The sequence below is a fragment of the Microcoleus sp. PH2017_08_TRC_O_A genome (assembly GCF_020738665.1).
Lineage (GTDB): Bacteria > Cyanobacteriota > Cyanobacteriia > Cyanobacteriales > Microcoleaceae > Microcoleus.
Map to the genome: position 1 here is coordinate 36,896 of NZ_JAEQCE010000001.1, position 20,530 is coordinate 57,425.

At 46.4% G+C, this 20,530-nt stretch carries 18 protein-coding genes; 9 read left to right on the forward strand and 9 right to left on the reverse strand.

Annotation, left to right across the window (positions count from 1 at the left end; translation table 11 throughout):
* Window positions 1-438 (forward strand): dihydrofolate reductase family protein (locus JGK22_RS00140; RefSeq protein ID WP_293185501.1); only part of this gene is annotated, 438 nt, incomplete at its 5' end.
* Window positions 439-555: 117 nt separating this feature from the next.
* A complete protein-coding gene (locus JGK22_RS00145; RefSeq protein ID WP_293185500.1) occupies window positions 556-1,752 on the forward strand; it encodes a GNAT family N-acetyltransferase in 1,197 nt (398 codons plus the stop codon).
* 26 nt (window positions 1,753-1,778) lie between these two features.
* Here the strand turns inward: JGK22_RS00145 and JGK22_RS00150 are convergent, their stop codons facing one another.
* From JGK22_RS00150 to JGK22_RS00160, 3 genes are all read right to left on the reverse strand, one after another.
* The gene (locus tag JGK22_RS00150) at window positions 1,779-1,979 is read right to left on the reverse strand and encodes a hypothetical protein (RefSeq protein ID WP_293185499.1); all 201 of its coding nucleotides are present in this window, start codon (window positions 1,977-1,979) and stop codon (window positions 1,779-1,781) included.
* A gap of 152 nt (window positions 1,980-2,131) precedes the next feature.
* On the reverse strand, window positions 2,132-2,713 hold the full coding sequence (locus JGK22_RS00155; RefSeq protein WP_293189237.1) for a hypothetical protein: 582 nt from the start codon (window positions 2,711-2,713) through the stop codon (window positions 2,132-2,134).
* 171 nt (window positions 2,714-2,884) lie between these two features.
* A complete protein-coding gene (locus JGK22_RS00160) occupies window positions 2,885-4,249 on the reverse strand; it encodes an ATP-binding protein (RefSeq protein ID WP_293185496.1) in 1,365 nt (454 codons plus the stop codon).
* Between the two features lie 49 nt (window positions 4,250-4,298).
* Between JGK22_RS00160 and JGK22_RS00165 the strand changes: the two genes are divergently transcribed.
* From JGK22_RS00165 to JGK22_RS00185, 5 genes are all read left to right on the forward strand, one after another.
* Window positions 4,299-4,535 carry a hypothetical protein gene (locus JGK22_RS00165; RefSeq protein ID WP_293185494.1) on the forward strand — a complete coding sequence of 79 codons (237 nt, stop codon included), beginning with the start codon at window positions 4,299-4,301 and terminating at the stop codon, window positions 4,533-4,535.
* Window positions 4,532-5,377, forward strand: coding sequence for a M48 family metalloprotease (locus tag JGK22_RS00170; RefSeq protein ID WP_293185493.1), 846 nt, complete (start codon window positions 4,532-4,534; stop codon window positions 5,375-5,377). Before JGK22_RS00165 ends, JGK22_RS00170 begins: the two co-directional genes overlap by 4 nt.
* A 325-nt stretch (window positions 5,378-5,702) precedes the next feature.
* On the forward strand, window positions 5,703-7,568 hold the full coding sequence (gene ftsH4, locus JGK22_RS00175; protein WP_293189233.1) for an ATP-dependent zinc metalloprotease FtsH4: 1,866 nt from the start codon (window positions 5,703-5,705) through the stop codon (window positions 7,566-7,568).
* Between the two features lie 878 nt (window positions 7,569-8,446).
* Window positions 8,447-10,195 carry a hypothetical protein gene (locus JGK22_RS00180; RefSeq protein ID WP_293189231.1) on the forward strand — a complete coding sequence of 583 codons (1,749 nt, stop codon included), beginning with the start codon at window positions 8,447-8,449 and terminating at the stop codon, window positions 10,193-10,195.
* Between the two features lie 2 nt (window positions 10,196-10,197).
* Entirely contained in the window at window positions 10,198-11,619 is a 1,422-nt protein-coding gene (locus tag JGK22_RS00185; RefSeq protein WP_293189229.1) for a hypothetical protein, read from the forward strand.
* Window positions 11,620-11,717: 98 nt separating this feature from the next.
* Here JGK22_RS00185 and JGK22_RS00190 read toward each other — a convergent pair whose 3' ends face one another.
* The 3 genes from JGK22_RS00190 to hemE form a co-directional block, all read right to left on the reverse strand.
* On the reverse strand, window positions 11,718-13,310 hold the full coding sequence (locus tag JGK22_RS00190; RefSeq protein WP_293312141.1) for a B12-binding domain-containing radical SAM protein: 1,593 nt from the start codon (window positions 13,308-13,310) through the stop codon (window positions 11,718-11,720).
* A 390-nt stretch (window positions 13,311-13,700) separates the two neighbouring features.
* Window positions 13,701-14,663, reverse strand: coding sequence for an NAD(P)-dependent oxidoreductase (locus JGK22_RS00195; protein ID WP_293205112.1), 963 nt, complete (start codon window positions 14,661-14,663; stop codon window positions 13,701-13,703).
* Between the two features lie 478 nt (window positions 14,664-15,141).
* Window positions 15,142-16,206 (reverse strand): uroporphyrinogen decarboxylase, encoded by a 1,065-nt coding sequence (gene hemE / locus JGK22_RS00200; protein ID WP_293189225.1) that lies wholly within the window; start codon window positions 16,204-16,206, stop codon window positions 15,142-15,144.
* A gap of 51 nt (window positions 16,207-16,257) precedes the next feature.
* Here hemE and JGK22_RS00205 point away from each other — a divergent pair, with 51 nt between their 5' ends.
* Entirely contained in the window at window positions 16,258-16,566 is a 309-nt protein-coding gene (locus JGK22_RS00205; RefSeq protein ID WP_293185476.1) for a hypothetical protein, read from the forward strand.
* Window positions 16,567-16,836: 270 nt separating this feature from the next.
* The gene (locus JGK22_RS00210; RefSeq protein ID WP_293185475.1) at window positions 16,837-17,040 is read left to right on the forward strand and encodes a hypothetical protein; all 204 of its coding nucleotides are present in this window, start codon (window positions 16,837-16,839) and stop codon (window positions 17,038-17,040) included.
* A 369-nt stretch (window positions 17,041-17,409) separates the two neighbouring features.
* Here the strand turns inward: JGK22_RS00210 and JGK22_RS00215 are convergent, their stop codons facing one another.
* From JGK22_RS00215 to map, 3 genes are all read right to left on the reverse strand, one after another.
* On the reverse strand, window positions 17,410-18,210 hold the full coding sequence (locus JGK22_RS00215; protein WP_293217992.1) for a hypothetical protein: 801 nt from the start codon (window positions 18,208-18,210) through the stop codon (window positions 17,410-17,412).
* A gap of 329 nt (window positions 18,211-18,539) precedes the next feature.
* Window positions 18,540-19,469 carry an LD-carboxypeptidase gene (locus JGK22_RS00220; protein ID WP_293205161.1) on the reverse strand — a complete coding sequence of 310 codons (930 nt, stop codon included), beginning with the start codon at window positions 19,467-19,469 and terminating at the stop codon, window positions 18,540-18,542.
* Between the two features lie 295 nt (window positions 19,470-19,764).
* A complete protein-coding gene (map, locus tag JGK22_RS00225; RefSeq protein ID WP_293176554.1) occupies window positions 19,765-20,526 on the reverse strand; it encodes a type I methionyl aminopeptidase in 762 nt (253 codons plus the stop codon).
* Window positions 20,527-20,530 lie beyond the last annotated feature (4 nt).

Genomic DNA, 20,530 nt, shown 5'->3' on the forward strand with positions numbered 1-20,530 from the left:
TTGTCTTGTGGAACAGGCATCTTGCCTGTTGCTGAGCACGGGCTAGAAGCCCGTTCCACAATAGATGAATTGTCTTGTGGAACAGGCATCTTGCCTGTTCTTGAAAATGGTGCAATCGGTAAGTTCGATCGCACTTTAACAACCAACACCATCGAGGGAGAAATCGATTGGATTGATGCGTTTCAGCAGCTAGAAACCCTCGGTATCAAACGTTTGGCAATTTTGGGAGGCGGAAAACTCGTCGCGTCTGTGCTCGCTGCGGGCTTGATAGACGAGCTCTGGCTGACGGTATGCCCGCTAATTTTGGGTGGCGTGGATGCACCGACACCTGTGGAGGGAAAGGGTTTTTTAGCCGATTTAGCGCCGAAATTAGAGCTTTTGACGGTTAAACAGGTGGGAGGTGAGGTGTTTTTGCATTATAGAGTTGGGGCGGGCTAGAAGCCCACCCCACAACATTTGTGGCACAGGCATCTTGCCTGTGGCGAGTAATTACACAAGCAGGGGAAATTGTATTAAGTTAAATAAAGTTCGATCGCTCTACGTTCAAATCTCCCTATGCTGAAACAGACCAAGCCTCAATATTCTGTAGCCTGGATTAGCAAACTAGCAGACATCCCGCAAGCATCCTGGGATGCCTTGGCGATGCCGCTAAAAACGCCTTTTCTCGAATGGGATTGGCTGAATAATCTCGAAACTTCCGGTAGCGCGACAGGTAAAAACGGTTGGCTACCGCATCACTTGACTGTCTGGCGAGACAAAGAGTTGATTGCTTGTGCGCCGCTTTATGTCAAAAGTCACAGTTACGGCGAATTTGTATTCGATAATCAATGGGCCGATTTAGCTCAACGTTTGGGTATTGAATACTATCCGAAATTGATGGGAATGACGCCGTTTACTCCGGCGGAAGGGTATCGTTTTTTGATTGCGCCGGGGGAAGATGAAGATGAGTTAACTGGCATAATGGTAAGTGCGATCGACCATTTTTGCGATCGGCATAATATCTCTGGTTGCAATTTCCTGTATGTCGATCCTGTCTGGCGCACAAGAATGGAACAACACGGTTTTAGCGCTTGGCTGCACCACAGCTATATTTGGCAAAATCAAAGCTATCAAAATTTTGACAACTATCTAGGCGCATTTAATGCCAACCAGCGCCGCAATATCAAGCGCGAACGCAAGGCTGTGGAAACAGCAGGTTTGTTAGTGAAAACTTTGACTGGTGATGAAATTCCCCAAGCGATGTTTGGGCAAATGTATGCTTTTTATGAGAATACTTGCGACAAGTTTGGCTGGTGGGGAAGCAAGTATTTGACTAAGCGGTTTTTTGAACAGTTGCATGACAATTATCGCGATCGCGTTTTATTTGTCGCCGCCTATGATAAGGAAGACGAGAGACAGCCGATGGGAATGTCTTTTTGCCTGTATAAGGGCGATCGAATGTACGGACGTTATTGGGGCAGTTTGCAGGAAATTGACTGCTTACACTTCGATGCTTGTTACTATACACCGATCGAATGGGCGATCGATCGGGGTATCCAAACCTTCGATCCCGGTGCGGGCGGGCGGCACAAAAAACGGCGCGGCTTTCCAGCTACGCCAAATTATAGTTTGCACCGATTTTATAACAACCGTCTGGCGCAAATTCTTAAGTCTTATATCGGTCAAATTAATGAAAGAGAACAGGAAGAAATTGATGCAGTTAATGAGGATTTACCTTTTACTAAGTTACCTCCTTTGTCACTAGCTGATTGAAAGATACGGCAGAAATTAGGTAGAAATTAGGACACGGCAAAAATCAGGACACGGCAGTGCCGTTTCCCTACAATCAATCGGGCGATGATTACAGATGTCATTGAGTTTGATGGATTATTTTGGGGTAGGGAAACGGCATCGCCGTCTCCTCTTCTGCCGTGCGATTGATGGTTATATTCGATCGCACTGAGGGCAACTTTATCATCCAATTCGGTTGATTTTACCATTACCTGAAATCAGGATACGGCAGTGCCGTTTCCCTACAATTAATCGGGCGATGGTTACATCTGTTATGGAATATTAATGATTATTTCAAGGTAGGGAAACGGCAATGCCGTCTCCTCTTTTGCCGTCAACCGTCAACCGTCAACCAGTCAACTTAATTCAAAATTACCTTGCCATCTTCCTGAATTTCCATCGATTTTGTATCAACGCCCAAGTCTGTTGTTGCGCCAAAGCTGACTTGCAACATTCCCGGCGTAGCGGTTGCTTGCGGGCGCACCAACAGCAATCCGCCGTCTGGGCGCTGGTAAGTGAAGGTGATTGGTACTTTGATGTTTTTCAGTAAAATTTCCGATTGTTCGCCCAGAGTGCGCGGTGGAGTAACACCAATGACTTGATAATTGATGACGGCATTGGTGGTATTCACGAGTTTAATTACTACCATGCCCTCCATCGGCGTAACTCGCGCACTTGGCATCGGGAATCGGGCGGGGGCATCTTGGGGTGTGGCGGGCATCCCGCTGGGCTTGGGACTCGCAGCGGGGCTGGGACTCGCAGCGGGACTCGGTTCGCTGACAGGCTTTCCAGGTGCGGGAGTGGCTGCGGGTTGGGATACGGGTTTTCCTGGTTGGGGCGGGGGGCCGCCGGCTTGTCCAAGTGTTGCGAGACTGACGAGTAAACCGCCGCAGGTGGCTGCTAGCAAGCTGATTTTTTTGAACGGTAGATTGTGGCGAAACATAAATAACTCCTCACGAGTTCGATCGAGATTTCCAACAAAGTTTATGTTAATCTATGCCCGAATTGAATTTTAATAGCTGGGTTTGGGCGCAAGGTAGAAAGAATCAGGGTTTGAGGGATAGATTTTTTGGATCAACCGCAGAGGGCGCAGAGGGCACAGAGGAAGAGAGGTTTAGAGGCGGATTTCTGCTGATTTGTGGGCGGGGATGGTGACGGTAACAGCGGTTCCCCGATCGACTTGGCTGTCAATCCGGATTTGGCCGCGGTGGTTTTCGACAATGGCTTTGGCTATGGCTAATCCTAAACCAGAACCGGCGGCGCTGCGGTGGGTGCGGGCGGGATCGGCGCGGTAAAATCGATCGAACAAATGCGGTAGCGCTTCCGGGGCAATCCCCATGCCGGTGTCTGTGACTTTGATTTGCAGTGCAGAATTGATCGCCGACGAATTTCTTTTGTTTTTAGCTGCCAACTGCAATTCTACTTCAATTTCGCCGCCCGATGGCGTGTACTGCACGGCGTTGCTGACAAGATTGGTAAACAGTCGCGCTAGTTGATCCCAGTCGCCTAAAACTGTAAAGTTATTTTCAGTGTCGGGCGAATCGATTATTTCCAAACAGAGAGAGATTTTTTGGGTAAGGGCGATCGCCATTTGTTCTTCAATTACCTCCATCAACAAAGCATCGAGAGGAACATCAACCCACTGCTGCTGCACGATTCCGCTGTCTTGTCTGGCCAAAAATAGCAAATCGTCAACCAACCGCCCCAAACGGCGCGTCAGGCGTTCGATAACCTGTAGCTGTTGGTGTTGCTGCGGTTCGATGTCCGGTTCTGCCAAGGCTACTTGGACATTTGTTTGAATAGTGGCGATCGGATTTCTGAGTTCGTGGGAAGCATCGGCAGTAAACTGTTTAAGACGACTGTAAGATTCTCTCACAGGTGCGATCGCCAATCCCGACAGCAACCAGCCAATAGCCGCCACACAAATTAAAGTTAAACTCGCGCCCAAAATCAAATCAAAAATTAATTGTCGGATCGGTTTTGTCACTTCAAACCAAGGATGGCTGACTCGCAAATATCCCAAAACTTGGCGGCCGATTTCCACACGCTGCGTAACTTGTCTGAGAGAATAGTTTTGATCCGGCTGCAACTTATTATTAATTATCCAAACCGTTTCGCCCGTGCGGTTAGCGCGAATCGGAACATTCAGCGGTTCCGACAAAGTAGACCACAGCAACTCGCCCGTAGGACTGAACCATTCTAGATCGATGTGGTCGTCTTCTACTGCGTCGCTGCTATCTCGAAAACTCGTTTGAATATTAACTTGCAACTTAGTTTTAGCACCCTTACTCGGGGAAGTTACCGGTTCGATCGCGAGAGTTCGCTCTACTATTTCTACAACGTGATTGAGAGTGTCGTCAATGCGATCGATCAAAGTATTGCGAACGTAGAAATAGAAACCAGTGGCGAATACAAGTAACAATACAGCAGTAACGGCAGTATACCAAATAGCAAGGCGGCGGCGAGTAGTTTGAAACATGGGAAATTTGGTAATTGGTAATTGGTAATTGGGAATTGGGAATTGGTAATTGGGAATTGGGAATTGGGAATTGGTAATTGGGAATTGGGAATTGGGAATTAGTAATTGGGAATTGGTAAATTACCCGCACTCAAAACGGTTCGTAGTCAGGACTTTAGTCCTCGGAAAAATGCGGACTAAAGTCCTCACTACGAACCAATTTTCATTGTTGATACTTCAGATAGATGTGGAGGTAGCTGTCTCTCTGGTAGCGTACAGGCTAAACTTTTTAGGTAAACGCCTGTGAGTAGATTTTTATTCCGATTCGCGATCGGCTTATTAATGGCATTTTTTGGGGCTATCACCTATTTTACCAGCAGCGTACAAAATCCCGTCACTGGAGAGAAACAGCGGGTGCAGCTTTCTCCCCGCCAAGAGGTAGTTTTGGGATTGGAGGCGCGAGACAAAATGGCGGCTCAATACGGCGGGCTTTATCCGGGCCAGAGTATTCAACAATATGTCGATCGAGTAGGAGAACGAGTTGTCAACGGTTCAGAGGCGAAAAAAGCCGGTTATCCGTTTGAATTCCACCTGCTGCGAGACTCCAAAACTGTCAATGCTTTTGCTCTCCCCGGGGGACAAGTTTTCATTACCGCCGGACTGATGCGGCTGCTGAATTCAGAGGCTCAGTTGGCGGCTGTACTGGGGCACGAAAGCGGTCACGTTGTGGGGCGACACGCTGCGGAACACCTTGCAAAACAGCAGTTGGGCAGGTCTTTGGTAACGGCGGTTGGGGTGGCGACTACTGACGATCGCGGTGGCGGACAACAAGCAGCATTAATTGCTCAAGCTGTCAATCAAGTTGTCGGTTTGCGGTACGGTAGAGCAGATGAACTTGAGAGCGATCGGCTCGGTTTTCAGTTTATGACAGAAGCGGGTTACGATCCTAGAGGTATTGTTGAGGTGATGAAAATTCTCGGTTCTGCGAGGCAGGGCGAAGCGCCGCCGGAGTTTTTGAGCTCTCACCCGAATCCTGAGAATCGAGTTGAAAAGTTGCAAGCTTTAATCGCGCAAAGTTTCCCTAACGGCGTTCCAGCTAATTTAGTTTCTGGACGCGAAGAGTTTGCTAAGAATGTCTCGGGCGGTTAGCCAGAATTCTAATATATCGAACCGCGAAGACACGTTCGGCGAAGCCGTTCCCGTAGGGTAGGGCGCGAAGCAAGAAAAGAGCGAGAGAATCTTAAAGGGATTCTGAAGTAAAAACCATTCATTAACTATCAACCAATAATTTATAACTATAACTTTCTGCTCTTCCTTCGTGTTCTTCGCGTCTTCGCGGTTCGTTTTTCATGCCCAATCAGTGCAGCCCGGTTAACCGACTAATCAAGTGAGGAAATCCGCTTAGCACTCCGCGCACTTTTGATGGCAAAATATATGAATAAAACAAAATTAACTAAAAGGATGACACTTATCAATGGCAATTAAAGACCAGCCCCAACCCCCTCGTTTTCGCCAAATCAGCAATATCGTGTTATTGCTATCAAGCTTGTTTCTGCTAGCAAACATCTTTTTGCCCAATTTGTTAGGGCCACAAATTCCCCAAGTGCCTTACAGTTTGTTCGTCCATCAAGTCCAAGAACAAGATGTAGTCAGAGCTTCGGTAGGTCAAAATGAAATCCGCTACCAACTCAAAGGCGAAGGCGACAAACCAGGACAAGTTTTGTCAACTACGCCAATTTTTGACCTGGAACTGCCTAAACTTTTGCAAGAAAAAGGCGTTGAATTTGCGGCAACTCCGCCTTCTAAAAATGGCTGGATCGGCAGTGTTTTAAGCTGGGTCGTTCCGCCACTGATTTTTGTAGCAATATTTCAATTTTTCATGAACCGGGGCGGTGGCGGGCCACAGGGCGCGCTGTCGATCGGCAAAAGCAAGGCTAAGGTCTACGTAGAAGGCGAATCTGCGAAAATTACTTTTGCTGATGTCGCCGGAGTAGAGGAAGCTAAAACTGAATTAGTCGAAGTTGTTGAGTTCCTGAAAACTCCCGACAGATTCACGGCAATTGGCGCGCGAATTCCGAAGGGCGTGCTGTTAGTCGGGCCGCCGGGAACTGGCAAAACTCTGTTAGCAAAAGCAGTGGCTGGTGAAGCTGGTGTGCCGTTTTTTAGCATCTCTGGTTCGGAGTTTGTCGAACTGTTTGTCGGTGTTGGTTCTGCGAGAGTCCGAGATTTATTTGAGCAGGCTAAGAAACAGGCTCCTTGTATTATTTTCATCGATGAATTGGATGCGATCGGCAAATCTCGTAGCACAAATGCGGCATTCGGCGGCAATGATGAGCGTGAACAAACTCTCAATCAACTATTAACTGAAATGGACGGTTTTGCTGCGGGCAATACTACGGTAATTGTGCTGGCTGCAACTAACCGCCCGGAAAGTTTGGATGCTGCTTTGTTGCGCCCAGGCCGTTTCGATCGCCAAGTTTTAGTCGATCGCCCGGACTTATCCGGCCGCGAAGCAATTTTGAACATTCACTCTCAAAAAGTGAAGTTGGGCCCGGATATTGACTTGAAGGCAGTCGCCACTCGTACCCCCGGTTTTTCGGGCGCAGACTTGGCAAATTTGGTCAATGAAGCTGCCTTGCTAGCTGCCCGCAACAAGCGTCTCACTGTAGCGCAAGAAGACTTTTATGAAGCGTTTGAGCGCGTTGTAGCTGGCTTGGAAAAGAAAAGCCGGGTGCTCAACGAAAAAGAGAAAAAGATTGTGGCTTACCACGAAGTCGGGCACGCCATGGTTGGCGCTGTGATGACTGGCGGCGGCGAAGTGGCGAAAATCTCGATCGTCCCGCGCGGTATGGCTGCATTGGGTTACACGTTGCAATTACCGACTGAAGACCGTTTCTTGTTGGATGAATCGGAGTTGCGCGGGCAAATTGCTACACTGCTTGGCGGGCGATCGGCTGAGGAAGTCGTGTTTGGTAGCATCACTACCGGCGCTTCAAATGACTTGCAAAGGGCGACTGATTTAGCGGAAAGGATGGTGACAACTTACGGGATGAGCAAGGTGTTGGGGCCTCTAGCGTACGATCGCGCTCAACAATCGTTCCTCGGCGATGGTATGGGAAATGCGCGCCGTGCGGTGAGTGCCCAGACTGCTGAGGCGATCGACCAAGAAGTCAAAGAAATTGTCGAAACTGCACATCAGCAAGCTTTGGATATTCTGAAAACTAATCGGGAATTGTTGGAAACAATCACGCAGAAGCTGTTGGAAACTGAAGTAGTTGAAGGTGAGGCTTTGCACAAATTACTGGCTGAAGTGCGGCCTTTAGATCAGGTTGCGGCTTGAGTTTCACAGGGTTGAGTCGGACTTGCCCATGAGGGTCCAGAAACCGGGTTTTTACCAGAATAATTGGCTGTAGCCGAGAGATTCGGAAAAAACCCGGTTTCTTTATTCGGAGTGGAATCCCAGAAACCGGGTTTTTGCGAGAAGACGCGCTGTAAGCGACAGATTCGGTAAAAAACCCGGTTTCTTTATTCGCAGTGCGTAATTCCTGTTTAATTAAACCGCATATGAACGCAGATGATTCTAAATCATCTGCGTTTTTTAGTATGCGGGTGAGTTCAGCCGTTTGCCCGACCAACCAGTATCAACGGACACCGCGCGCTCCGAGGTAACTCCTATGCCGATCAACCTGCCGTTCCGATGCGAGTCGGAACGCCGGATTTGTCTCGCAGCTAAGGTTTACAGCTCTTAGGATTGCGGGAACCTCCGCACTTTTGCCCGCCACAAATAATCCGATAGTTCCATGTAACATAGGCTACAAAAAAATTGAGATGGTTACTGAATTACTGAGAAAAACAGCTTTTTCCTGAAAACTATTGCTAGTGCTACTCAACCTGTGAGAATATTCGGCTAGTAAAGTTAATCGTCATTGAGCTATGGCTAAACTTGAGTTACCTGAGTCTCTAGAATCTGTATTCGCTCGCGTTGAGGAATTTTTAGGTTCCTCAAAGAAGATTTTAATCGTTACTGGCATGATTGGAACTGGCCTGCATCTTCTACAAAAAGCTATGGTCGATACATCTATATCCTTAAGCCGAAATTACTCTGTTCTTGCTCCTAATAGTAAAATTGCGTCTCTTTATCCAGTAGAGTCAAAGAGTATTTACTCGCATATCTTCACAAAAAACTATAAAGTAGAGAAGGAGCAGCTGATCTATGGATTGAACAAAAATCAGGATACAGAGCAACAGGTTTACATCGTCGGTGAGGCCCACCTGATATCCGATTCACAGTTTGAAACTGATGTTTTTCGTTACGGTAGTGGGAAACTTCTCACGGATTTTTTGGAATATACGGAAATTGAAAAGACTCAAAGACAGGTGATTTTTCTGGGCGATCCGTTTCAGCTAACGAGAGGCAAAACAGATGAATCTGCACTGTGTTACGAGCGATTGCAGGCTGCGATAGACGGTGAGATCGATCGCATCAATCTTGAGTTTATACTTCCAGACCAACAGCAAAATTTGTTTGTCAAAAATTGTCAAAAAATCGCTCAAAGCATACATTTTAGCAGATTTAATCAGCTCAGAGCGATCGCCGATGACTCGAATTGCATCCAAATAGTCGATCGCGATCGCCAACAGGAGATATCGAAAGCTGTATTCCTGGAAGATTCCCGATTTACCAAGTTTATAGTTTTCACCAACGAATTGGTTAACCGCATTAATCATCAGGTTAGACAAGAGTTTTTTGGTCGAGGTAAAGAGATCGTTGCAGGTGATATTGTACATATCCACAATAGTCCTGTCGAAGTAGATGAACAAAAGCTAGAGCAAACTTATATATCAAATAACTCTTTTGCTGAAGTCATAGAAGTTAATCCCAATACACCCTTAATCCAACCGCTGAAAGGACGCGAACAGCCAATTCAGATAAATTTTTTGCGGATTAGAGTGCGGCTACTTGAGAACGGTAAAGAGGTCGAGTTCCTCTGCTTGAGCGATTATTTATATGCGGACAAACCAGAATTTGACAAGGACACACTTGTAGCTCTGCGGGTTTCAGCAATTAGCAAATTTAGACAACAGCAGAAACAGGTAAGAGAATCAGACGAATCGGACAATTCTAGCGAAGCAAAGTTTCTACGCAACGATCCGTACTTAAACGCAGCGCGTCTGAGGTTTGGTTACGCGCTGACTCTGCATCGCGCCCAGGGGCAGAAGTTTAAAACTGCGATCGCGAATATGGAGACTGGCCAGGGACAAACAAATGCCACTTATTTTCGATTGGTTTATACCTTGTTTTCTGTAGTTCAAAATCGACTTTTTATCCTGAATTTTCCCTCGATTACACCATTTTTTAAAGCAACTTGGAACGGCAGTCAAGGCAAGCTAGATTCTGTTGTTTTCAAGGATATCATTGCATTTGACCCTGATTCAGAATCAGGTAATGCAAATATTTCGGCTTTCCCTATCCTGGAAAAACCTTTAAAAAATCTTTACTTGCATATCGCGGAAAGTCTTACATTTCATAGAATTCAGGTAATTTCATACAAGCATAATAGTTATCAGGAAGTTTATGGTTTTAGCTCAGAAGACGATACAGAAATGTGTTCTCTTCGCTTGCATTATAATGGCAAATTTCAGGTGACGCGAATTGAAACTGTGAAATCTGAGCCGATGGAATTTGCCACTGTCGTTGTGGATGCTATCACATCAAAACTGCGATTAGGAAATGAATTTCAGCAAACAGTTCACGATCTAATTAAAGCCAAACTCGACCCACACAAAATAGTAATTCAGGGAATTGAACACCATGATTATCACGAAATTTACTATCTCAAATCAGACATGGGCGCTCTCAAAATGCAAGTTTTCTACGATGGAGATGGTTTTGTGACGCAAGTTTTCCCGATCGGATACACAAATGTACAAGTTGTAGAATTAGTTCACCTCGCACTGGAGTTATAAAAATGTCGAATTTAACAGAAGAAATCAAAAATTTGAGAAAAGCTGGACAGATAGATGAAGCTTATTCCAGAGGGTACGAACTGCTAAAACAGCATCCAAACGACAAATTTCTGGCTAGCAGTGTTGGTTGGGTTCTCTACGACAAAGTAAAAAAACTGGTAGATACAGCTAATCAATCTGAATCCATAGATACAGAGTCGTCTGTCAGCCAGATCAAGGAAATATTGGGAGAATATTACAAACTCAAGCTGAATCGACCGGATTTGCTATTTAGTCGTTTGCTATCCCAAATTCTACGATTTCCAAAGCAAATCAAGTTTTTACCAAAGTTCCTAAAATGGGCTGGTGTTGATAGTTTTCAAGCGGAAGACTTTCAGGTTTCTACTGCTAATGATGGTAAAGTTTTTGATTCGCTGGTTGAGAAAACAGCAAGAGAAGTAGGAAAGATTGCTTGTGAATTGACTGTTCAAGATTATCTTGATGCAACAGAATTACAAAATTTTGCCATTACATTGATCGATGTTGCACTTGATCGCGCCAAAGTTCAAAAACCGGAATGGCTAAATTATCGCAAGGCTTTATTGCTAAATCGTTTGGGGCGATCGACAGAAGCTCAAAAACTTCTGGTTTCCTTTGTGAAGCAGAAGCGTAGCGATTACTGGGCGTGGCACGCATTAGCTAAAGTCGTGGAAACCTCTGATCCTACACTAGCATTGGCACTTTGTGCAAAAGCGTGTTTGACTTGCAGGGATGAAAATTTTGGTGTTGGCGTTTTTGAGGATCTCAGCCGACTCGCAGCAAATAAAGGACAATGGAAAGTGGCTAAATGGGCTGCCGATCGAGCTTTTAATGTTCGTAACAGTAACAAATGGAAAATCCCCCAATCGCTCCGTAATCTCTTGACTGCTAGTTGGTATGCTGGTGCTGGAAATATATCTAACGCAGAGGAAGTGTTAGAAAATATAGCTGCTGATGCCGAAAAGGTGATTTGGCAAAATTGCCCGCAATTGAATGCTAACTACCTCGGCTCGTTTACAGCAAAAACTGGCAAGATGATGCTCAAGTTTGGATTGCATTCTGATAGTGTATCTGAAGAAGTTGTTAGTCCAGAACGAGGAATGCTGAAGAATTTAAATCTACTAATGGGCGCGCCGGTGATAGTGACTGTTGATGAGAATGGCGATCGGCTAACGGTGGTTGCTGTTGAGAAACGCGAATCGGGCAAACTATTTGATAGTATGTCTTGTAAAACAGGTCGGTTTCGCTTGCATCAAAAGGGTTTTGGGTTTGTAGAGGATGTTCATGTTCCTCATGAATTAGCTTCTCAGTTGCAAAATGATCAAACAGTTAATCTTGCTGTTGTCAAAAGGTTTGATAAAAAGAAAAATCAATGGGGTTTGACTGCGATCGCGCTACTTAATTAGTTAGACTACAGTTTCGCCGTAAAATGCTCTTCTTTTAGATATCCGACTTCTTAATTAAATAAGTCGGATATCTGGCTATTCGGTTGAATTCTTCAACCCTAAACCACTTGCACTTCCTTTTCCTCAGTAGCAACAGGTTGTTGATACACTGTCTGAGACTCATTAGCCAAAAACTCGGCTAATTGAGCCTCGATTTCATCCCGCACAATTTGGCGGTATTCCAGGAAATGCTCGTTGTGGGCGCACACTGTTAAATAGTGATCCCAAACGGCAGGATTGCGTTTGAGAATGCTGAACAAATGATGCCAGAACTTCCAGCGAGTTGAACGCTTGACTCCTTGGCGCCAAACTACGGTTAGCAGTGCTCGCAAGTCGATCCAACTGGGGATTCTTGATGGTATATTTGCTGTAGGTGCACCTAACATCAAGAAGTGGCGGTAGGTGCGGTCTAAATATTTCTCAGCATCGTACACGTCAGAAAATGCTTGAACATATTCTCTCGCGATGTCTTCTAGCGGCCGCGTCGGAATGAAGTTCATCAATGTAGTCTGATTCAAGTTGCCGGATTTGTCGCGCAATCTGCCTTCTTTTGCTAGTCGGTGCGATAATGCAGTGTGCGGTAAAGCTTGCAGCATTCCAAAGGTTGTACTGGGAATTGCTGCTGCTTCGGCGAAGTTGACGATGCGTTGGCCTGCGCCCGGTTTTTCGCCGTCGAATCCGATGATGAATCCGGCCATTACTCGCAAACCTGATTTGGCAATTAATTCTACTGATTCTATCAGGGAGTTGCGAGTATTTTGGAATTTTTTGGTCATTTGCAAGCTTTCTTCGTCGGGGGTTTCAATTCCTAGGAATACGGCGTTGAAATGACATTTCACCATCATGTCCATCAATTCTTGGTCTTGGGCTAAGTCGATGGATGCTTCTGTGTTGAAGTTGAAGGGGAATTTGTGTTCTATTTGCCAGACTTCTAAGTCTTTTAGCAATAGTTTGACACTGCGTTTGTTGCCGATAAAGTTGTCGTCTACCATGAAGACGCCGCGCCGCCAACCTAGGTTGTAGAGACAGTCTAGTTCTGCTATTAATTGTTGGGGTTCTTTGGTGCGGGGTTTGCGCCCGTAGAGGACGATGATGTCGCAGAATTCGCACTGGAAGGGACAGCCTCGGGAAAATTGAATCGACATTGAGTCGTAGCTGTCTAATTCCAGCAGGTCGAAGCGGGGAACAGGGGTTGTGGTAACATCGGGTTTTACGCCGTCCGATCGATAAATTCCACTTTTTTCACCGCGCGCGATGGCTGCGACGAACATCGGTAGGGTGATTTCGCCTTCGTCGAGAATCAGGTAATCGATGCCGGCTGCTTGGGGCTCTTCGGGTACGGAAGTTGGGTAAGGGCCACCGCAGGCTACGGATTTACCGCGCCGTTTGGCTTCGCGGATGATGTCTAACAAGTCTTCTTTTTGGACAATCATCGCCGACAGAATAACGAGCTCTGCCCATTCCCATTCTGCTTCGGTGATTTGTCTGATGTTACGATCGACTAACTTGAATTCCCATTCTTGGGGTAGAATGGCTGCTACTGTGACCAAACCCAGCGGTGGAAGCAGCACTTTGCGATCGACTAATTCTAGGATTTTCTCATAAGACCAGAATGTTTTCGGGAACAGGGGGTAAACTAGAAGCACTCGCATAGTATGTTAAACCTCACATCACTAAAAGACTTGCGATCTGGCTGGCGTTTGAGAGTTCGATCGACTCTCAATATTTAATGTTAAGGCTAAAATTACGATCTTGCCCGCGATCGACTATCTAGAAAGGGGCGACACCCCCTAACACAAAGATAATGGGCGCAATTTTTAGCTTGCAGTTCCCTGTTATAGTTGGCAAATGTTGATATCTTATCGTATCTCACCATTGATTGACGATAATCGCTTCAAAAGTGCCCGAATCAGGCAAAAAAGAATTTGAAATAGTAGAGTTGAATAGGATAAAGAATTAGGGACGGGCTAGAAGCCCATCCCACAAGAAAGATTGTGGGATGGGCTTCTAGCCTGTCCGATTATTGGTGCGGAGTGTACGGACTACTTTGTATTTTTATCTGGAATTCCGCTAGTTCTTAACATATCAGCAACTGTGCCGCAGTAACTCGGCAATCCAATGCTTTCGGGATTGACCAGATTTTGATAGGTAAAATGGCGGTAGCTGATACAAAATCTATCCCAAGCAGCCATCTGAATTCGGAACAACCAAATAAAGAAATCGGCAAGCCAAGGTGACAGAGTAATCCGAAAAAATATTTTTGTATGCAAATACTTGCAAGCTTGTTCGACAACTTCGTTCGCGGTAATCGCCGGATTTCCGAGTACAAAATGTCGCGGTTCTTCGGAATCGGACGGATGTTCGACTAAGTAATTAACTACTGTGGCAATGTCTGCACCGTGGATGAAGTGAAAACTGCCATCTGCTTTCAGCCAGCGAATCAAACCAATCCATTTGGCGACAAGCGGCAAACCGGATGATAGGTGAGAAACTGGTTTTTCGGCATCTCCTCCTAATACTAAGGTTGGGTAAAGTGCGGTAATTGGAGGCACGTTTGTTAACGTTGATAATTGCGTCATGCAATCGTATTTGGAGCGAACATAATCTGTCCCCAGTTCTCCGGCTTCTTTGAGTAAGTTGTTATCTCTACCGAGAATGCTGGCGGTTGAAAAGTATATTACTTGTTGGCAAGTCTGGGGCGAAAGTAGTTGAATGAGGCGCAGAGTTTTGGTGACGTTGACATCAAAAACTTCTTGGGTTCCTCCCCAAGCTGTGGCTGCTAAAATTGCTACGTCTATTGTTTGCAGCAGTTCCGCAAATTGCTCAATATCTTTCATGTCGGCTTGTATGATATTGATGCCCGATCGCGCTTTCCAGTCAAATTTTAGCTTATCGGGGTTGCGAACTAATAGGTAGAGTTCGTGGTTTGTCTGTTGAATCAAGGTTTCGGCCATGTAGTGACCGATACAGCCACTTGCACCCGTTATGAAAATTTTTTTTGTCATTTGCAGAAGGGGAAGGGGGGGAGGTGGGGAGAGAGGGAGAGGGGGAGAGGGGGAGTTATTGGTTTGAATTTGAGGCTTTAGTCGGCCATAGATTTGGGTGACAGTTGAGGTTTGATCCCCCTAAATCCCCCTTAATAAGGGGGACTTTGAGAATACTTGTCCCGTCTTAAAAACCGAGGTTTTGAATGCTCTTGTCCCCCCCTTCTTAAGGGGGGTTAGGGGGATCTCCGGGTTCTATTCGTTACCAGTAGTTAACAGGGATTTTCGGTGGGGTGGGGGCGGGTTTATTTAGCCTGTTTGCAACTTTTAAGGTTGTTGGTGAACCCGCCCCTACGGGTTTTTGGGGTTTGAATTCCTGTCAAATTTAAGTAGTGGGGGCGGGTTTATTTCACCTGTTTGCAACTTTTAAGGTTGTTGGTGAACCCGCCCCTACGGATTTTGGAGAATGAGGTTTTTGGGGTTTGAATTCCTGTCAAATTTAAGCGGTAACTGCGAGCAATTTGTCGGCTTGTTTGGCGGTTTCAAAGAAGAAACGCACGTTATCTTCGGGGGTTCCCGGCAATACGCCGTGTCCTAAATTGAGGATGTGTCCGCGATCGCCCGCTTTGCGAATTGTATCAAGAATTCGATCGCGAATAAACGGTTGAGAACCAAACAATACGCCGGGATCGAGATTTCCCTGAACGTTCATGTTGGGGCCCAAACGCTTGCGCGCGTCGGCCATATCAACCGTCCAATCGACGCTGACGATATCTGCGCCGGATGTAGCCATGCGTTCGAGAAGGCCACCGCTACCTGTGACTAATAGGATTAGCGGTGTGTCGGGATGGGTTTTTTTGACTTGCTCGAATACTTGTTTTTGGTATGGTAGAGCGAAGGTGTCGTAATCCTGCGGGGACAGTTGGCCGGCCCAGGAATCGAACATTTGCACTACTTGGGCGCCGCAGTCGATTTGATAGCGCACGTAAACTGCGATCGCATCGGCGAATTTTGACAGCAACTGATGCAGTAAAGTTGGATCGGAAAATGCCATGTTTTTGATGACGGCATAATCCTTGGAACCTTTGCCCTCAACGGCGTAGGCTGCTAAAGTCCAGGGCGCGCCGACAAAACCGAGCACGGTGGATTTGTTACCGACTTCCGCGCGCAGGGATTTGAGGATAGTTTTGATAAAAGGCAAACTTTCTTCCGGGTTCAGCGGTTGCAGGTTGTCGATTTGCTGCTGAGTGCGGATGGGTGCGTGGATAATCGGGCCTTTACCTTCGGCGATGTCCATGTCGATGCCCAAACCGGGCATTGGGGTGACGATATCGGAAAATAAAATTACGCCGTCGGGTTGAAACGCGCGCCACGGCTGAAGGGAAACTTCGATCGCAACTTCGGGAATTTCAGAACGTTCGCGAAAGGAGGGATACTTTTCTCGCAAATCTCGATAGGCTTTCATGTAGCGACCGGCTTGGCGCATCATCCACACGGGCGGGCGGTCTAGGGTTTCGCCGCGGGCTGCCCGCAACAGCAAGGGAACTTCATTTAATGATGACATCTTAACTTTTCTCGAATTTAGATCTTTTAATGTCTTTGGTAGCTTACCACTGTGCGATCGTCCTTTTCGATCGAAAATTCGGCGATCGGCCCGCAGCAGCTATTGTCTGATGTCTGTATGTGTATTCGGACTGACGCGGGGCTCAGAAACCGGGTTTTTGGCGATAATTCTTCGTCGCAGTCGGCAGATTCGCAAAAAAACCCGGTTTCTTTGGGTTTGATGGGTAAATTCCCTACTATCTATCATTGCGAGGCACTATCTGTCATTGCGAGGAACGTTAGCGAAGCGATCTCTTATGAAAGCAATCTCCGCATCTATTTTTTCAGCGCTTCTGTTTTCTGGACTGAATTAATTCATTAATTGGTAGAGCTTGATTTGCGATCGAACTGTGGTAGTTTGCGAGGGGTCGGGAAAATGGCTGAAAATACGCTGTTTCGTTCTAACCCTCGCAGCATTGCTGGGCAAGGGTTTCAGCGAGTTTTTCTGCGGGGTTGAAGGAGTTTTGACGGATAATTTTGGGAACCCTTGCAAATCTCCCCACTCGCTGGGGAAAATAATTGAATGGAAACTTGACCCAAAAAAATCAATAGGAATATAATTAAATTATACGAACTTAAAGAGTAAATAAAGATGTTTGATTGGATTGTCAAAACTGTAGTTGATGCTTCAGGGGTAACTAGCCAGCTAAAAGTAGCTGAATGGGCAAGATTGAATCAGACTAATGCTTTTGATATGGACCCCAAAAACTACCAGAGGTGCTTACATGATTTAGGTTTAGGTGGCAAGTATCATGAACTTGAATACAATGAAAACGGAAGCCTTAAATATCAATAGTATCCATTATTTTTGGAACTGAATTAATTGCCTCACAAATTTTAGCTGGTAACCAGCAACTGATTCAGGAATACAAAATTACATCTAAAATACCAAGATTTGTAGGGGCGGGTTCACCCAAATCTACAATGAAATCGACGGACTCAAAAACCCGCCCCCACCCATCACTCCAAGTTAGGGCGGGTTTATAGATATTGTCGATTTGAGTTACAAATCAGGGTGAACCCGCCCCTACAATTCCTCGGAAAAGATGATTTTTTCGGGCTTACCTAGTTGGGTTGGGGCGGGTTTATAGATATTGTTGATTTGAGTTACAAATCAGGGTGAACCCGCCCTTACAATTCCTCGGAAAAGATGATTTTTTCGGGCTTACCTAGTCACACACACTCCGCCTACAGATACGCGACATTGCTCGGGACGATCGAACCTGCTATTATCATTAGATCGATCGAATCTACCATCATCCGCCCTCGCCGAATCTAAATCTCTAGTCCGCGCATTGTAATAATAATCGCCCGCCGGAACAGCCCTAGTCGGTACAGCGCAATAAGTCCCGTCTCTCCCGGTATCGTCAAATCTTACTCTTACCATAGTACGTCTGAGGCGACAGTCGATCGGGTTTAAGCCAAAATCATCACGCAAAATCCGTTCTCCATCGTAGCTGCTGCTGTTACGGCCCCTGTCGCTTCTGTCATCCCATCTATTATTACTAGCACGTCTGTCGCCGCCATCAATTCCCGCAACTTCCACCGTGTAGCTACCGCCCCTCGCAGCATCTTTCGCTAACACCAAAAGCTTGTAATCGCCACTGCGGGGAATCACATAATTAAAAGAACGGTCTTGGGTAAAAGCGACTTGCTTGTTGTTCCCGTAAAATAGTACCATAACGGGAGTAAAACCGCGACTTCTATCCGTATCTAAAAACACTTGAATGTTATCGCCTTCCCGCGCAGTGAAAGTATATTCTTGACCGCGCAATTCTTCCGTCGGAGTTCCGGGCGTCCACATATTTCGGAAACGGTAAATCGGGGAAGTGCGGCGGATTACTCCATCTATGCGATCGTTATTTTGTATCGATTCGGCAACCGCACTTGACGGAATCGCCGTAAGTGCCAATCCGGTAACTAGGACTGCGGCAGCAATACTGTTTAACAAGTTGTGTGCTTTCATATCAACCTCTCAAAAGTTTTAAAATCTTTTTGCCTTGTTGGCGCCGACATTTGCATACACACTCTATTTTAAATCTAATTTATGCCAACCGTGTTAACCTCACCCAACTGGACTATTTAGGAATTATCGTAGGGTGCGTCAGGGCTGAGTGTTTTAATCACAGACTAATTATTTTTCCCCTGACGCACCCTACCAACTAATAATTTCTCCCTGACGCACTCTACCAACTGACTACCAACTGTACGGTGCGTCAGGGCTGAGTGTTTTAATCACAGACTAATAATTTCTCCCTGACGCACCCTACCAACTTACAGACGTTGATGCCGCATCTAAAGTTGCGATGTATCCCCACAAATCAGCAATCCCGATTCAGCATCGAGACTCGCCTCAATTCCCATCGGTAAAGCAGCGTTAACCCCTTCATGGCCAAACGGTAAATCCGAGACAATGGGAATATTTAAGTCAAAGAGCCGATCGCGCAAAACCTCTTCTATAGTAAAACTAGGACTATCCGGGCCAACCTCGCAGCGACTAAACCGTCCCAAAGCAATCCCCCGCACCCCCGCAAAAGCCCCCGCCATCCGCCACTGAGTCAACATCCGATCGACCCTGTAAGGAGCCTCCGAAACATCCTCAAATGCGAGAATAGTACCAGTCAAATCCGGTTGATAAGGGGTGGAGAGCAAATGAGTAGCCACCGTCAGATTCGCCGGAAACAACCGCCCCGAAGCCTTTCCACCAGCCCATCCTTTACCTTGCAAAGATTGTAACGGACGGCCTTCTACGCAGTCAAAAAGTCGATCGACCGACCAATCCGGTTCCGCGCCCAAAGTTGTCAGCAGCGGCCCGTGAACCCCCCAAATCCCCAATTTGTCGTCATTCCACAGCAAAGCCGTAATATCGGAAAAGCCGATCAACCATTTCGGCCCATGGGAATCGGGAGTCGGAAACCCGGAATTCGTGCGATCGCCCACCTTACCTTTTTCCAAAAGTCGAGTGCTACCGAAACCGCCTCGAACACACAGAATACCGCGACAATCCGGGTCACTGAGGGCATCTGCGAGCTGTCGGGCGCGGTTTTCGTCGGAACCGGCCAAGTAGCCAGCGCGATCGGCAAAACCCGGTGTTAATTCAACTCGATAGCCGCGGGATTTCCAAATTTCCAAACCGCGTTCAAAATTAGTCAATTCTCGCAGCGCGCCGCTAGGTGCGATCGCCCGCAGCAAATCTCCCGGTTGCAGCCATTTCATATTAATAATTATCTATTAAGGTACGTAGTTGCGCTTCAGCGCTCAAAGGTACGTAGTTGCGCTTCAGCGCTCAAAGGTACGTAGTTGCGCTTCAGCGCTCAAAGGTACGTAGTTGCATCCTATCTAAGTTTCAAGGTACGACTACCTCTCGTCTTGCTAAACTCATTTTATAGCAAGGATTTGATAATTTCCCGAGCTTGAAAATGATTTAGGATTGCTCTTTCCGTATATAATACTAAGAGCGCTGAAGCGCAACTACGTACCTAATTCCGAATTCGATTCGGCGGAATTCCACCTTTCATACCTACGGCAAAGTCAGAATTTCCACCCCAGAATCAGTCACAGCCAGAGTGTGTTCAAACTGAGCCGAAAGCTTTTTATCCTTAGTGATAGCAGTCCAACCATCCGCCAAAATTTCCACATCCCAAGTACCCTCATTAATCATCGGCTCGATCGTAAAAACCATACCTTGTCTGAGCTTCTTTCCCGTCCCCCGCTTACCGTAATGCAAAATTTCCGGTTCAGTGTGAAAAACGCGATGCACGCCGTGTCCCGCAAAATTTCGCACCACCGAAAAACCCTGCGCTTCAGCATATTCTTGAATCGCCGCACCGATATCACCGGTACGAGCACCAGGCTTAACTTCCGCAATTCCTCTTCTGAGACATTCCTCAGTTACTTCAACTAACCTTTTAGCTACAGGTGAAGGTTCCCCAACAAAAAAAGTTTTAGAAGTATCGCCGTGATAGCCATCAACTAAAGGCGTTACATCAATGTTAATAATGTCACCTTTTCTGAGAATTTGTTTTGCATTCGGGATGCCGTGACAGACAACTTCATTGACACTAGCACACAGAGATTTCGGAAATCCTTTATAACCTAACGGAGCACTTTTTGCACCGTGGGCTAAAGTCCAGCGTTCCGCTTCGTCGTTAATTGCCAGAGTGCTGACACCCGGTTTAATCATTGGTTCGAGATGCAGAAGAAGCTGAGCTGCTAAGCTGCCAGCTTGACGCATTTTTTCGATTTCTCTGCTCGATAAAAGCACTAAACGTTCAGTTGCCATAGTT

Bases quoted from the DNA above. Each gene is read 5' to 3' on its own strand.
- JGK22_RS00145 (WP_293185500.1), top strand. From the start codon at position 556: ATGCTGAAACAGACCAAGCCTCAATATTCTGTAGCCTGGATTAGCAAA.
- JGK22_RS00150 (WP_293185499.1), bottom strand. From the start codon at position 1,979: ATGGTAAAATCAACCGAATTGGATGATAAAGTTGCCCTCAGTGCGATC.
- JGK22_RS00155 (WP_293189237.1), bottom strand. From the start codon at position 2,713: ATGTTTCGCCACAATCTACCGTTCAAAAAAATCAGCTTGCTAGCAGCC.
- JGK22_RS00160 (WP_293185496.1), bottom strand. From the start codon at position 4,249: ATGTTTCAAACTACTCGCCGCCGCCTTGCTATTTGGTATACTGCCGTT.
- ftsH4 (WP_293189233.1), top strand. From the start codon at position 5,703: ATGGCAATTAAAGACCAGCCCCAACCCCCTCGTTTTCGCCAAATCAGC.
- JGK22_RS00185 (WP_293189229.1), top strand. From the start codon at position 10,198: ATGTCGAATTTAACAGAAGAAATCAAAAATTTGAGAAAAGCTGGACAG.
- JGK22_RS00190 (WP_293312141.1), bottom strand. From the start codon at position 13,310: ATGCGAGTGCTTCTAGTTTACCCCCTGTTCCCGAAAACATTCTGGTCT.
- JGK22_RS00195 (WP_293205112.1), bottom strand. From the start codon at position 14,663: ATGACAAAAAAAATTTTCATAACGGGTGCAAGTGGCTGTATCGGTCAC.
- hemE (WP_293189225.1), bottom strand. From the start codon at position 16,206: ATGTCATCATTAAATGAAGTTCCCTTGCTGTTGCGGGCAGCCCGCGGC.
- JGK22_RS00210 (WP_293185475.1), top strand. From the start codon at position 16,837: ATGTTTGATTGGATTGTCAAAACTGTAGTTGATGCTTCAGGGGTAACT.
- JGK22_RS00215 (WP_293217992.1), bottom strand. From the start codon at position 18,210: ATGAAAGCACACAACTTGTTAAACAGTATTGCTGCCGCAGTCCTAGTT.
- map (WP_293176554.1), bottom strand. From the start codon at position 20,526: ATGGCAACTGAACGTTTAGTGCTTTTATCGAGCAGAGAAATCGAAAAA.